The sequence below is a fragment of the Pseudomonas sp. FW300-N2A2 genome, assembly GCF_017351735.1.
GTDB classification, from domain to species: Bacteria; Pseudomonadota; Gammaproteobacteria; order Pseudomonadales; family Pseudomonadaceae; genus Aquipseudomonas; species Aquipseudomonas migulae.
The window spans coordinates 90,273-103,958 of record NZ_JACNDU010000011.1 but is presented as its reverse complement, the minus strand read 5'-3'; the positions used below and the strand labels follow the sequence as shown (position 1 = coordinate 103,958).

The following is a 13,686-nucleotide window of genomic DNA, read 5'->3' as shown; positions in this document are numbered from 1 at the left end:
CCCTACAGGATCGCATTCGGTCGACCCAGACTATTGCTTTCAAGCTCATAACGCAGTTCTTCGATCAGCGCCTGCACAGCGTCCGGCGTTCCGAGCGTTGTTAAGCTCAACCCACTGACCACCAGATCCACCTGCCCGGAAACCGGATGATAGAGCTTCACTGTGAGCGAATGATCCCCCGTAAGCGTGCACTCACAGGCCAGCGGCGAAAAACTGCGTTCCAGTTGCAGACGTAATTGCGCCAGGGAAATCATTGCGATTCACCTTGGCGACGGCGCATAAACCTGTGCGCTCTGAACGTGACCATGTGACGGTTCCTTTTCCTGTATCGAGGGGGACGCGAAGACTCGTATCTCACCCTTACAGCCTAAAAACCGCCGAGCCCGATCAGAACATCCATTTGCACTGCCTCAACTAGTGCATTTGCACCTTACCGCTGCCCTTTGGATCGCCACTCACCGGAAAACAATCCCCGCTCGCGTGCCCAGACAATCGCCTCGCTGCGACTGTGCACATCGAGTTTGGAGTAAACCGTCGATACGTGATTGCGCACCGTATTGGGGGCCAGTTTCAGGCGCGCGGCGATTTCCTTGTCGGCCAGGCCTTCGCAGATCAGGCCAAGCACATCGCGCTCCCGGGCCGTCAGGTCGGTAAACGACACACTGGGCAATTTCGGCGAATTGGCGCTCTTCACATTGGCGAGTTTTTCGATCAGCGTACGGCTGAACCAGGACGCGTCTTGCATCACTTCTTCGATGGCCGCCACCAACTCCAACTCGGTACGTTTGCGCTCGGTAATGTCCATCAACACCAGCAGATAACAAGGATTGTCCTGAATGTTCACGGTGTCGGCGCAAATCGCGCAATCGATCAGTTGAGCGTCTTTTTTTCGGATACGCACATCGATGCGATCAAGGCGGCCGGTTTTCTCCAGCGCCGCAAACAGCCGAGTGCGGTCGCCTTGGTCGTGGATGAAATCGATCTCCGCGAGGGTCTTGCCCAATACGTCTTCGCTGGGGTACGCGAGCGTATCAAGGAAGGCTTCGTTGACGTCGATCACCACCTGATCGCCAGCACCGCACACGAGGGTGGGCACCGGGGTCAATCGAAAGGCCTTGGCGAAACGTTCCTCGCTCTGGCGCAGGGCAACTTCAGCCTTGTGCCGTGGCTCCATGTCGACGAAAGAAAACAGCATGCAGTCTTCGTCGTTCAGCTCCAGCGGCTGCCCTGCGACGATGACCTGTTTGCTGCTGCCATCGGCCAACTTCAGCTCAGCCTGCATTTGGGGAATGGTGGTGTTTTCGCGCAAACGCTCGATCGCCAGGTCTTTCTTTTCGGCGCCTTCAAGGACGTCCAGTTCATAGGTCGAAACACCGATGACTTGATCGCGGGCATACCCGGTCATGTCCAGAAAACCCGAATTGACCTTGATGTAGCGCAAATCGCTGAGGCGGCAGATCACCGCCGGGGCCGGGTTGGCGTTGAACGTCTTTTCGAAGCGCTGCTCGGCGCTGGCCCACTCGGTGACATCATCCATGATCAGCACCAGCGACTCCGGCGCCCCGGCACTGTCGGCCAGGACCATGCTGCGCACGTTGTGAACCCAGGTGCGCTCCTCGTCGGCGGTCGGTGTCACCTCCACCAACACATCGCTGAAGGTCTCGCCCCGGGCAACCCGGTTGATCGGGTAATTGTCGGCCGCCACCGGGTGGTTATTGCGATAGCGCAACGCGAAACGCCGGGCATACTCCCTGGCGTTCGCGCCCAACTCGCTGATCCGGCTGACGCCGTGCATGGCCAGCGCAGCATCATTGGCCCACACAATGGTCTGGTCGAGCTCCAGCAGAATCACCCCGTCGGACAAACCGGCAATGATCTGCTGCAACTGGCGGCGATTGGTTTCGGTGGTCAGGACGTCCTGGCTCATTGGATCTCCACAATGGCGGCCGCGCCAACGTGTGGCGCTCTGTGAAGATTACGACCGCGAGGTGTGGGGATCGTGCGGCAAACATCCGAATCCGTAGGAGCGAAGCTTGCTCGCGAAGGGGCCATCGACTTCACTATCACTGTCGATTGAACGGGCGCCTTCGCGAGCAAGCTTCGCTCCTACATGGGCTTACGCGAATTTCTAACGTTTATGCCGCGAGCTGCCCCCCGGCAATCGCCGCCGAAGCCGCCAGCATCGCCCGCAACAACACCGCACACCCCGCCGCCAGGTCATCCGGCGCGGCGTTTTCGATTTCGTTGTGGCTGATGCCGCCTTCGCACGGGACGAAGATCATCCCGGCCGGGCCGAGCTCCGCGAGGAAGATTGCGTCGTGCCCTGCTCCGCTGACGATGTCCATGTGCGACAAGCCGAGCCCTTGCGCAGCACCGCGTACCGCTTCGACGCAGCCCTTGTCGAAGTACAGCGGCGGGAAGTCGGCGGTGGGGGTCAGTTCGTAGGTCAGGCCGTGTTCTTCACAGGTGGTTTCGATCACTTCGCGGACTTCAGCGATCATCGAGTCCAGCCTCGCCGGTTCCAGGTGACGGAAATCGAGGGTCATGCGCACTTCACCGGGGATGACGTTGCGTGAGCCGGGATAGGCTTGCAGGCAACCGACGGTGCCACACGCGTGGGGTTGATGGCCGAGGGCGGCGCGGTTGACCGCACCGACGATCACGGCGGCGCCAACCAGTGCATCTTTGCGCAGGTGCATCGGAGTCGGGCCGGCGTGGGCTTCGACGCCGCGCAGTTTCAGGTCGAACCATTTCTGCCCGAGGGCGCCCATCACCACACCGATGGTTTTGTGTTCGTCCTCAAGGATCGGGCCTTGCTCGATGTGGGCTTCGAAATACGCGCCGACCGCGTGACCGCTGACTTTGCGTGGCCCGGCATAGCCGATGGCGTTCAGCGCTTCACCGACGGTAATGCCTTCGGCGTCGACCTTGGCGAGGGTTTCTTCGAGGGTGAATTTTTCCGCAAACACGCCAGAGCCCATCATGCACGGGGCGAAACGCGAGCCTTCTTCGTTGGTCCAGACCACCACTTCCAACGGCGCTTCGGTTTCCACGCCCAGGTCGTTGAGGGTGCGCAGCACTTCGACCCCGGCCAGTACGCCGAAGCAGCCGTCGAACTTGCCGCCGGTGGGTTGGGTGTCGATGTGGCTGCCGGTCATCACCGGCGGCAGGTTCGGGTTGCGGCCGGGGCGACGGGCGAAGATATTGCCGACGGCGTCGATGCTGACGGTGCACCCAGCCTCCTCGCACCACCTGACGAAAATGTCCCGGGCCTGGCGATCGAGGTCGGTCAGGGCCAGGCGACACACTCCGCCCTTGACCGTGGCGCCAAGCCGGGCCAGGTCCATGAGCGACTGCCACAGGCGGTCGCGGTTGATGTGCTGATGGGTGGATTGCAGAACGTCTACGGCCGCGTTCATGGTGATCTCCTCAGGCAGTTGTTATAGGTTTTTCAGGCAATTCTTTGGTGTATTTGAGGCCGCCATCGCCGGCAAGCCGGCTCCTACAGGGGGACGCATTTCAACTGTAGGAGCCGGCTTGCCGGCGATAGGGCCATCCCTCACACCGGAGATTTCGCGATAGACGGGCTGGGCCGCACCGAGCACAACCCGTAATAAATCAACCCGCCCAGCGCCGAGCCAGTGAACCAGCCATAACTGTAAAACCAGCTGAACGCATCGCTGCCCAACGACAGTAACGTCAGCACCACCGGCACGCCGAACGCGATAAATCCATACCAGTTCCACGCCGGGTACACGTCATCGCGATACAACCCGGCCAGGTCCAGTTGCTGTTTCTTGATCAGGAAATAGTCCACCACCATGATCCCGGCGATGGGCCCGAGCAGGCTCGAATAACCCAGCAGCCAGTTCGAATAGACCGTTTCCAGGCTCAGGTCCGAGACAATCAGCCCAAGCTTCTTCAGCAATTCATGGCCCATCAGCAACAACCCCACCAGCCCGGTGAGCAACACCGCCTTGGTGCGGTTGATCACCTTCGGCGCGATGTTCTGGAAGTCGTTGGTCGGCGACACGATGTTGGCCGCGGTGTTGGTGGACAGCGTGGCGATGATGATCAACGCCATGGCCAGCGCCACCCAGACCGGGCTCTGGATATGGCCGATCAACGTCACGGGATCGGAGACGGTCACGCCCACCAGTTTCACCGACGCGGCAGTCATCACCACGCCCAGCGAGGCGAACAGGAACATGGTCAGCGGCAAGCCGATGATCTGCCCGACAATCTGGTCTTTCTGGCTCTTCGCATAGCGGCTGAAGTCGGGAATATTCAGCGACAACGTCGCCCAGAACCCGACCATCGCGGTCAGCCCGGCGGCGAAATAGCTGACCACACTGGCGCCTTCCGGACGCTTGGCCGGGATCGCCAGCAACTCGGTCATCGACACGTTCGGCATCGCCCACACCAGCAGACCGACACCCACCAGCACCAGCAGCGGCGCGGACAGCGTTTCAAGCCATTTGATCGAGTCGGCGCCGCGAATCACCACCCACAGGTTCAGCGCCCAGAAGACCATGAAACCGATGACTTCGCCGGTGCCACCGAGGGACTTCCAGCCCTCAAACACCGAGCCCAGAAACAGGTGAATCGCCAGCCCGCCGAACATCGTCTGGATGCCGAACCAGCCACACGCCACCAGCGCACGGATCAGGCAGGGAATATTGGAACCGAGGATGCCGAAGGACGAACGCAACAACACCGGAAACGGAATGCCGTATTTAGTGCCGGGGAAAGCATTCAGGGTCAGCGGGATCAACACAATGATGTTGGCAAGCAGAATTGCCACCAGCGCCTCGCCCACCGTCAGGCCGAAATAGGCGGTCAGCACACCGCCGAGGGTGTAGGTCGGCACGCAGATCGCCATGCCGACCCATAGCGCGGTGATGTGCCATTTGTTCCAGGTTCGTTCGCGCACCTTGGTCGGTGCCATGTCGTGGTTGTATCGGGGACTGTCGAGGACATCGCTGCCGGCTTCGAGCTCGAACAAGCCGTCGCGTTCGGTCACTTGCGATCTGATCTGTTGCATGGCCGCTCCACTGTTCTTTGAATTATTTTTTGCTCATCGGGGGCTGGCGGCATCAATAAACGTGCCGGGCACTCCGAATACGCATCGGGCAGTTCCATAAAAGCTTTGCAACTAACTGATGTTGATCAGTTTTATATCTATCTCCAGTGAGTACTCGGCGACGTGTCTGTTCTCTCAGGCTAAAGGCCAGGCAAGTTGTCCGAACCGTCAGGACTCAATCTGGTGCGTCGATCTTTTTTTCAAAGTTGCGCATCAACCATAGACCATTCTCAAGCGGCTGATTTCACATAAGAAATCTCGTCTATTTTTGGAACCTGTCAAGTGCGTCAAAATGGTGAGAGGCCTCACCATTTTGGTGATTAATCGATTTAGTTATTATTAATCAACAACTTAAAACTGTTATATGCATATAAAAAATATTCTTGCTCAATCCTTGAACTCATACTAGCTTCTAATCCTGACAGCGTTGACAGGAATATGACCGTTGACGCCTGCTGCCTATAAAACAGTTAGAACTGACACCAGTCAGTCATTGCCTGCGAGGAACTCGGAATGTCTCTGTTGATCCGTGGCGCCACCGTTATTACCCATGATGAAAGTTATCGCGCCGACGTCTATTGCGCCGACGGCGTGATCAAAGCCATCGGTGACAATCTTGATGTTCCGGCGGGTGCCGAAGTGCTCGACGGCAGCGGCCAATACCTGATGCCCGGCGGCATCGACCCGCACACGCACATGCAACTGCCCTTCATGGGCACCGTGGCCAGTGAAGACTTTTTCAGTGGCACGGCGGCGGGACTTGCCGGTGGCACCACGTCGATCATCGACTTCGTGATTCCCAACCCGCAGCAGTCGTTGATGGAAGCGTTTCATCAGTGGCGCGGCTGGGCGGAAAAATCAGCGTCGGACTATGGCTTCCACGTGGCGATCACCTGGTGGAGCGAGCAGGTCCGTGAGGAAATGGCCGAGCTGGTCAGCCATCACGGGGTCAACAGCTTCAAGCATTTCATGGCCTACAAGAACGCGATCATGGCGGCCGATGACACCCTCGTAGCGAGTTTCGAGCGCTGCCTGGAATTGGGCGCCGTGCCGACCGTGCATGCGGAAAACGGAGAACTGGTTTATCACCTGCAACGCAAGTTGATGGCCCAAGGCATTACCGGCCCTGAAGCGCATCCGCTGTCGCGCCCTTCGCAAGTCGAAGGTGAAGCGGCGAGCCGGGCGATTCGTATCGCCGAAACCCTGGGCACGCCGCTGTACCTGGTTCACGTGTCGACCAAGGAGGCCCTCGACGAAATCACCTACGCCCGCAGCAAGGGCCAGCCAGTCTACGGCGAAGTGCTGGCCGGGCATTTGCTGCTGGATGACAGTGTCTACCAGCATCCGGACTGGCAGACCGCCGCCGGTTATGTGATGAGCCCGCCCTTCCGTCCTCGCGGCCATCAGGAAGCGCTTTGGCATGGCTTGCAGTCCGGCAACCTGCACACCACCGCCACCGACCACTGCTGTTTCTGCGCCGAGCAAAAAGCCGCAGGCCGAGACGACTTCAGCAAAATCCCGAATGGCACTGCCGGTATCGAAGACCGCATGGCCGTGTTGTGGGATGAAGGAGTGAACACCGGGCGTTTTTCGATGCAGCACTTTGTGGCGCTCACCTCCACCAACACCGCGAAGATCTTCAACCTCTACCCGCGTAAAGGTGCGATTCGCGTGGGTGCCGATGCGGATCTGGTGCTGTGGGATCCCGAAGGCACGCGCACGATTTCGGCGAAGACTCATCACCAGCAGGTCGACTTCAACATCTTCGAAGGCAAGACCGTGCGCGGTGTGCCGAGCCATACGATCAGCCAGGGCCGGGTGGTCTGGGCGGACGGTGATTTGCGCGCCGAGCGTGGAGCCGGGCGCTATGTCGAACGGCCGGCGTATCCGGCGGTGTTTGATTTGCTGAGCAAGCGGGCGGAGTTGAATCAGCCTGTAGCAGTGAAACGCTGAGAGCGGCCTTCGGCCTATCGCTGGCAAGCCAGCTCCTACAGGGGAATGCATTTCAACTGTAGGAGCCAGCTTGCTGGCGATGGCGTCGGCCCAGGCGACAAAAAACCAATGCCCATCAGAGGCAGTTACCTCAAATAACCGTGAGGCCAACACCGTGATCAAGACCCTGACCCACCTCCCGCATCCCGTTGAGAATGCGGCCGCCCTCGCCGGCCACTTCACCGATCTGGCGCCGCCGCTCAACGATCGCCAGGCGCACCTGGAAGCCTCGCGCTGCCTGTATTGCTACGACGCGCCGTGCGTGAATGCCTGTCCGAGCGACATCGACATTCCCTCGTTCATCCGCAATATCCATCAGGACAACGTGCAAGGCGCGGCGCAAAAAATCCTCTCGGCGAACATCCTCGGCGGCAGTTGCGCCCGGGTCTGTCCGACCGAAATCCTCTGCCAGCAAGCGTGTGTGCGCAACAACGACCATGAATGCGCGCCCGTCTTGATCGGCCTCTTGCAACGTTACGCCGTGGACAACGCGCACTTTAGCGAACACCCTTTCCCGCGCGCCGCCGCAACCGGCAAACGCATCGCGGTGGTAGGGGCCGGTCCGGCGGGTTTGTCCTGCGCTCATCGCAGTGCCATGCACGGGCATGACGTGGTGATTTTCGAAGCACGGGAAAAGGCTGGTGGCCTCAACGAATACGGAATCGCCAAGTACAAACTGGTGGACGATTACGCACAGAAGGAGCTCGATTTCCTGTTGCAGATCGGTGGCATCGAAATCCGTCACGGGCAGAAACTCGGTGAAAACCTGACCTTGAGCGACCTGCATCAGCAATTCGACGCGGTGTTCCTCGGCCTCGGTCTCAATGCCAGCAAACAGCTTGGACTGAATCACGAGGACGCACCCGGCCTGCTCGCCGCCACCGAATACATCCGCGAGTTACGCCAGGCCGATGACCTGACACAACTGCCTTTGGCCGACCATTGCATCGTCCTCGGCGCCGGCAACACCGCCATCGACATGGCCGTGCAAATGGCCCGCCTCGGCGCGCATGACGTGAATCTGGTGTACCGCCGCGGTGTCGAGGACATGGGCGCCACCCACCATGAACAAGACATCGCCAAAGCCAATCAGGTGCGCTTGCTGACGTGGGCGCAACCCGAAGAAGTGTTGCTCGATGCTCAAGGCCACGTGCGCGGCATGCGCTTCGCCCGCACACAGTTGGTGGAAGGTCGCCTGCAAACCACCGGCGAAACCTTCGAACTGGTCGCCGATGCGATCTTCAAAGCCATCGGTCAGGCCTTTGACTCAAGCGCCCTCAGCGACCCGCTGGCCCGTGAACTCAAGCGTCAGGGCGATCGGATTGCCGTCGATGAACAGCTGCGCACCAGCATCCCCGGCGTGTATGCCGGCGGCGACTGCACCAGCCTCGATCAGGACCTCACCGTGCAAGCCGTGCAGCACGGCAAGCTGGCTGCCGAGGCGATCAACGCTCAATTGATGCTCAACGTGGAGGCTGCGTAAATGGCCGATCTTTCGATTGTCTTCGCCGGCATCAAATCCCCCAACCCATTCTGGCTGGCCTCTGCGCCGCCGACTGACAAGGCCTACAACGTGGTCCGCGCCTTTGAGGCCGGCTGGGGTGGCGTGGTCTGGAAAACCCTGGGTGAAGACCCGGCGGCGGTCAACGTGTCGTCGCGCTACTCGGCGCATTTCGGCGCCAACCGTGAAGTGCTGGGCTTCAATAACATCGAGCTGATCACCGACCGCTCGCTGGAGATCAACCTGCGGGAAATCACCCAGGTGAAAAAGGATTGGCCGGACCGCGCCTTGATCGTGTCGCTGATGGTGCCCTGCGTCGAAGAATCCTGGAAACACATCCTGCCGCTGGTGGAAGCCACCGGCGCCGACGGCATCGAGCTGAACTTCGGCTGCCCTCACGGCATGCCGGAACGGGGCATGGGCGCGGCCGTCGGTCAGGTGCCGGAGTATGTCGAGCAGGTCACCCGCTGGTGCAAGACGTATTGCTCGCTGCCGGTAATCGTCAAGCTCACGCCGAACATCACCGACATCCGCGTCGCCGCCCGCGCGGCCCATCGCGGTGGCGCCGATGCGGTGTCGCTGATCAACACGATCAACTCGATCACCAGCGTTAACCTGGAACGCATGGTCGCCAACCCCATCGTCGGCAGCCAAAGCACTCACGGCGGTTATTGCGGCTCGGCGGTGAAGCCGATTGCGTTGAACATGGTCGCCGAAATTGCACGCGACCCGCAGACTCAAGGCTTGCCGATCTCCGGTATTGGCGGCATCGGCAACTGGCGCGACGCGGCGGAATTCATCGCGCTGGGCAGCGGCTCGGTACAGGTGTGCACGGCGGCGATGCTGCATGGTTTCCGGATTGTCGAGGACATGAAGGACGGTTTGTCACGCTGGATGGACAGTCAGGGTTACGCCAGCGTGTCGGAATTTTCCGGACGCGCGGTGGGCAATACCACGGACTGGAAGTACCTGGACATCAACTATCAGGTGATCGCGAAGATTGACCAGGAGGCGTGTATCGGTTGCGGTCGTTGCCATATCGCTTGCGAAGACACCTCGCACCAGGCGGTGGCCAGCCTCAGGCAGGCGGATGGGACGCACAAATATCAAGTGATCGATGACGAGTGTGTGGGCTGCAATTTGTGCCAGATCACTTGCCCGGTGCAGGACTGCATCGAGATGGTGCCGATGGAGAACGGCAAGCCGTTTCTGGATTGGAATCATGATCCGAGGAATCCGTACCATGTCGCCGTTTAAATGATGCGCTGTCTGGTCTGACGCCTTCGCGGGCAAGCCTCGCTCCTACAGGTACAGCGCGGTACCTGTAGGAGCGAGGCTTGCCCGCGAAGAGGCCATCAGCAACACCCGAGATATCAGGGCTCCAACCCGATCCCCCGCAATATCACGCTCGTCACCGTCTGCACCGCCCGCTCGAACTGCATGTCCGACAGCGGCTGGTGATCGTTCAGAATATTCACCTGATGATCAAAGTCGGCGTAATGCTGAGTCGACGCCCAGATCATGTACAGCAGGCTGGAAGGCTCCACCGGCAGGATGCGTTTGTCGTCCACCCACTGGCGAATTTTCGCTTCTTTCATCTTGGCCCAGTCGTACAGGCTGGCGTCGAGTTTCTCACCCAGCGTCGGCGCGCCGTGGATGATTTCGTTGGCCCAGACTTTCGAGCCGTAAGGCCGGCTGCGCGAGTGGTTCATCTTGGCGCGGATGTAACTGCTGAGCACCACGCGCGGGTCATCGAACATCTCGAAGCACAGCGCATCCTGCTTCCACACTTCAAGCAAATCGAACAGCACGGCACTGTAGAGCTCGGTCTTGGTGCTGAAGTAGTAATGCAGATTGGAGCGCGGCAGTTGCACTTCGGCGGCGATGTCCGCCATGGCAGTGCCGCCGAAACCTTTTTCGGCGAAGACCTTTTCGGCCCCGAGCAGAATTTTTTCGACGTTACTGCGGCGAATCTCGATCTTGTGATTGCCCATGAGGGCTCCCTGACAACAGCGTTGCTCAAGACTAGCATCCGCCCTACATCGCGGCGACAGCGGAAAACGAAACTTCGTACACCCGCCCGCTCACGCTCGCAGTTAAACTGTCGCCCTTCTTCGAACCTGCCTCTGAGGTATCCACGATGCTTTTCAAGAAAACCCTGACCGCCGCCGCCCTGCTCGGCTCACTGCTCGCCGCTTCGTCGGTGTTTGCCCATGCCCATCTGAAAAGCCAGACGCCGGCTGCCGACAGCACCGTCAGTGCACCGTCGGATTTGCGCCTGGTGTTCTCCGAAGGTGTCGAAGCGGCATTCACCAAAGTCACGATCAGCAAGGACGGCGCCAACGTTGCGGTGAAAGGCCTGGCCACCGAAGGCAGCGATAAAAAGACCCTGGTCGTGACCCCGGCTGCGCCACTGGCGGCGGGCGCCTACAAAGTCGAATGGCATGCGGTGTCGGTCGATACCCACAAAAGCGAAGGCGCCTACAGCTTCAAGGTTGGCCAGTAATTCATGACGAGCGCGATGGTGCTGTGCCGCTTCCTGCATTTCACCGTGGTGCTGATGCTGTTCGGGGTCTGGGTATTCAGGCCGCTGCTGTTGGGTCATGAGGCGTTGCTGGACAAAACGCTGGCGCGAGTCAGCCGCTGGCTCGCCTCGGTCGCATTGGTCAGCGGCATCGCCTGGCTGCTGCTGATCACCGTCAGCATGGCCGGTGCGTGGGAGGCAGCGTTCGATCCGTCGACCTTGCGCCTGGTGCTGGGCAATACGTTTTTCGGCCAGGTCTGGCGCTGGCATCTGCTGCTCAATGGTTTGCTGATGGTTGTACTGCTGACCCCGCTTCACGCCAGCCAGCCCTTGCGCCTGGTCCTCGGCGGCTTGCTGCTGGCGACGTTGGCGCCGGTCGGTCACGGCGCGATGCTCGATGGCCTCAGCGGGCAGTTGCTGATCCTCAATCAAATCATTCACCTGACCTGCGTCGGCGCCTGGCTCGGTGGCTTGTTGCTGCTGGTGATGATCCTGCGGCAACCGGCTGGCCATGCTGTCCGCGAAATACTGCAACGCTTCAGCGGCGTCGGTTATGCGCTGGTGGCGGGATTGGTGATTACCGGGCTGATCAATGTGCGGGTGTTGACCGGGCAGTTCTGGCCGACCCCGTTGCTGTCCGGGTTTGCGTTGATTCTGCTGATCAAGGTGCTGCTGGTGAGTGCAATGCTGGGGTTGGCGCTGTTCAATCGGCAGCGGATCAAGGATTGCGAGCAGCGCATGGCGACGCTCAAAACCAGCGTGATTATGGAGTGGCTGCTGGGCATTGGCGCGGTGGCGGCAGTCTCCCTCCTGGGCACCATGCCCCCGATGATTACCGGATAAAACACGTCCCCTGTAGGAGCCGGCTTGCCGGCGATGGCGTACTTGAGATCGCCATCGCCAGCAAGCCGGCTCCTACAAGGATCGTGTGGGGCCATTCGAGTCATCGTATAACTTCTGATTGACATACCCTGAAACACTCGCAAATAATCGCCCCGATGTTGTACGACGACGTATGACAAAAATAAAAACAACAAATACCCAGGGAACGTCACAGTGAGCAAACTCGCCCGCAATTCCTCCATCCGCACTTCTCGCCCTGTCTTCGCACGCCGGCATACCCTGAGCCTGATCGGTTGCAGCAGCCTGGCCGTACTCGCCATGCCTGTGATCGGCCACGCCGAAGGTTTCGTCGATGACGCCAAGGCCACGCTGAACCTGCGCAACTTCTACATCAACCGCAACTTCACCAACCCGACCTACCCACAAGGCAAGGCTGAAGAGTGGACGCAAAACTTTATCCTCGACGCCAAGTCAGGATTCACCCCAGGCCCGGTCGGTTTTGGTGTGGATGTGCTGGGCCTGTACTCGCAAAAGCTCGATGGCGGCAAAGGCACCGGCGGTACACAACTGCTGCCGATCCACGATGACGGTCGCCCTGCCGACAACTTCGGCCGGATGGGAGTGGCGCTCAAAGGCAAAATCTCGAAAACCGAATTGAAGGTCGGCGAATGGATGCCGATACTGCCGATCCTGCGTTCGGATGACGGCCGCTCCCTGCCGCAAACCTTCCGCGGTGGCCAGGTGACCTCTACCGAGATCAGCGGCCTGACGCTCTACGGCGGCCAGTTCCGCCAGAACAGCCCGCGCAACGATGCGAGCATGGAAGACATGTCCATGAACGGCAAAGCGGCGTTCACCTCGGACCGTTTCAACTTCGGTGGTGGTGAATACCTGTTCAACGAGAAGCGCACGCAGGTCGGCGTGTGGTACGCGGAACTCAGCGACATTTATCAGCAGCAGTATTTCAACCTGAGCCACAGCCAACCCATCGGCGACTGGACCCTCGGCGCCAACCTCGGCTTCTTCAACGGCAAGGAAGATGGCAGTGCCCTGGCCGGTGACCTGGACAACAAAACCACGTTCGCCATGCTGTCTGCCAAATACGGCGGCAACACCTTTTACGTCGGCCTGCAAAAGCTCACCGGCGACAATGCCTGGATGCGCGTCAACGGCACCAGTGGCGGCACCCTGGCCAATGACAGCTACAACTCCAGCTACGACAACGCCAGGGAAAAATCCTGGCAACTGCGTCATGACTACAACTTCGTCGCCCTGGGCATTCCCGGCCTGACGATGATGAACCGCTACATCAGCGGCGATAACGTGCACACCGGCGCTATCACCGACGGCAAGGAATGGGGCCGCGAATCGGAACTGGCCTACACCATACAGAGCGGCGTGCTGAAGAACCTCAACGTCAAATGGCGCAACGCGAGCATTCGCAAAGACTTCAGCAACAACGAGTTCGATGAAAACCGCATTATCATCAACTACCCGATTTCGTTGTTGTAATACGCTGCCCGGCTGATCCAAAACCTGTAGGAGCCGGCTTGCTGGCGATGAACTCAAGGGCGACGCGTATATCCAGTTATTACGCGTGATCGTTAACGTCCATCGCCAGCAAGCCGGCTCCTACAAGGGATAGCGTTCTTGCCAGGTAACCCTCCGTCTTTTTTGACCAAAGTTGCGTTGACAAGACCCGGAAACCCTAACGATACTTCGGCACAGTCGTACGACAACCTA

Annotated in this window: 11 protein-coding genes; 6 read left to right on the top strand and 5 right to left on the bottom strand. The window is 59.7% G+C overall.

All coding sequences use genetic code 11. The annotated features are described in order from the left end of the window. Positions 1–2 precede the first annotated feature (2 nt). The 4 genes from J4E42_RS16255 to J4E42_RS16240 all read right to left on the bottom strand — a co-directional run bounded on the left by J4E42_RS16255 (position 3) and on the right by J4E42_RS16240 (position 5,044). Positions 3–254 carry a DUF1652 domain-containing protein gene (locus tag J4E42_RS16255; RefSeq protein WP_207285651.1) on the bottom strand — a complete coding sequence of 84 codons (252 nt, stop codon included), beginning with the start codon at positions 252–254 and terminating at the stop codon, positions 3–5. A gap of 176 nt (positions 255–430) precedes the next feature. After that, positions 431–1,927 carry a helix-turn-helix transcriptional regulator gene (locus tag J4E42_RS16250; protein ID WP_207285650.1) on the bottom strand — a complete coding sequence of 499 codons (1,497 nt, stop codon included), beginning with the start codon at positions 1,925–1,927 and terminating at the stop codon, positions 431–433. A 208-nt stretch (positions 1,928–2,135) separates the two neighbouring features. Then, positions 2,136–3,419, bottom strand: a complete 1,284-nt coding sequence (locus J4E42_RS16245) for a Zn-dependent hydrolase (RefSeq protein ID WP_008036779.1) — start codon at positions 3,417–3,419, stop codon at positions 2,136–2,138. A 140-nt stretch (positions 3,420–3,559) separates the two neighbouring features. Then, the gene (locus J4E42_RS16240) at positions 3,560–5,044 is read right to left on the bottom strand and encodes an NCS1 family nucleobase:cation symporter-1 (protein ID WP_008036778.1); all 1,485 of its coding nucleotides are present in this window, start codon (positions 5,042–5,044) and stop codon (positions 3,560–3,562) included. 552 nt (positions 5,045–5,596) lie between these two features. On the opposite strand from J4E42_RS16240, the gene hydA reads away from it, so the two are divergent. The 3 genes from hydA to preA all read left to right on the top strand — a co-directional run bounded on the left by hydA (position 5,597) and on the right by preA (position 9,833). Beyond that, the gene (hydA, locus tag J4E42_RS16235) at positions 5,597–7,036 is read left to right on the top strand and encodes a dihydropyrimidinase (RefSeq protein ID WP_008024835.1); all 1,440 of its coding nucleotides are present in this window, start codon (positions 5,597–5,599) and stop codon (positions 7,034–7,036) included. Positions 7,037–7,190: 154 nt separating this feature from the next. Next, complete coding sequence (locus tag J4E42_RS16230; protein WP_207285649.1) at positions 7,191–8,558, top strand: NAD(P)-dependent oxidoreductase; 1,368 nt, start codon at positions 7,191–7,193, stop codon at positions 8,556–8,558. Continuing rightward, complete coding sequence (gene preA, locus J4E42_RS16225; RefSeq protein WP_207285648.1) at positions 8,559–9,833, top strand: NAD-dependent dihydropyrimidine dehydrogenase subunit PreA; 1,275 nt, start codon at positions 8,559–8,561, stop codon at positions 9,831–9,833. A 116-nt stretch (positions 9,834–9,949) separates the two neighbouring features. Here the strand turns inward: preA and J4E42_RS16220 are convergent, their stop codons facing one another. Next, positions 9,950–10,570, bottom strand: a complete 621-nt coding sequence (locus tag J4E42_RS16220) for a TetR/AcrR family transcriptional regulator (protein WP_008024841.1) — start codon at positions 10,568–10,570, stop codon at positions 9,950–9,952. A gap of 146 nt (positions 10,571–10,716) precedes the next feature. On the opposite strand from J4E42_RS16220, the gene copC reads away from it, so the two are divergent. From copC to J4E42_RS16205, 3 genes are all read left to right on the top strand, one after another. After that, positions 10,717–11,082, top strand: coding sequence for a copper homeostasis periplasmic binding protein CopC (gene copC, locus J4E42_RS16215; protein WP_207285647.1), 366 nt, complete (start codon positions 10,717–10,719; stop codon positions 11,080–11,082). Between the two features lie 3 nt (positions 11,083–11,085). Next, positions 11,086–11,943 (top strand): copper homeostasis membrane protein CopD, encoded by an 858-nt coding sequence (gene copD, locus J4E42_RS16210; RefSeq protein WP_207285646.1) that lies wholly within the window; start codon positions 11,086–11,088, stop codon positions 11,941–11,943. Positions 11,944–12,156: 213 nt separating this feature from the next. Next, entirely contained in the window at positions 12,157–13,455 is a 1,299-nt protein-coding gene (locus J4E42_RS16205) for an OprD family porin (protein WP_008024846.1), read from the top strand. Positions 13,456–13,686: the final 231 nt, after the last annotated feature.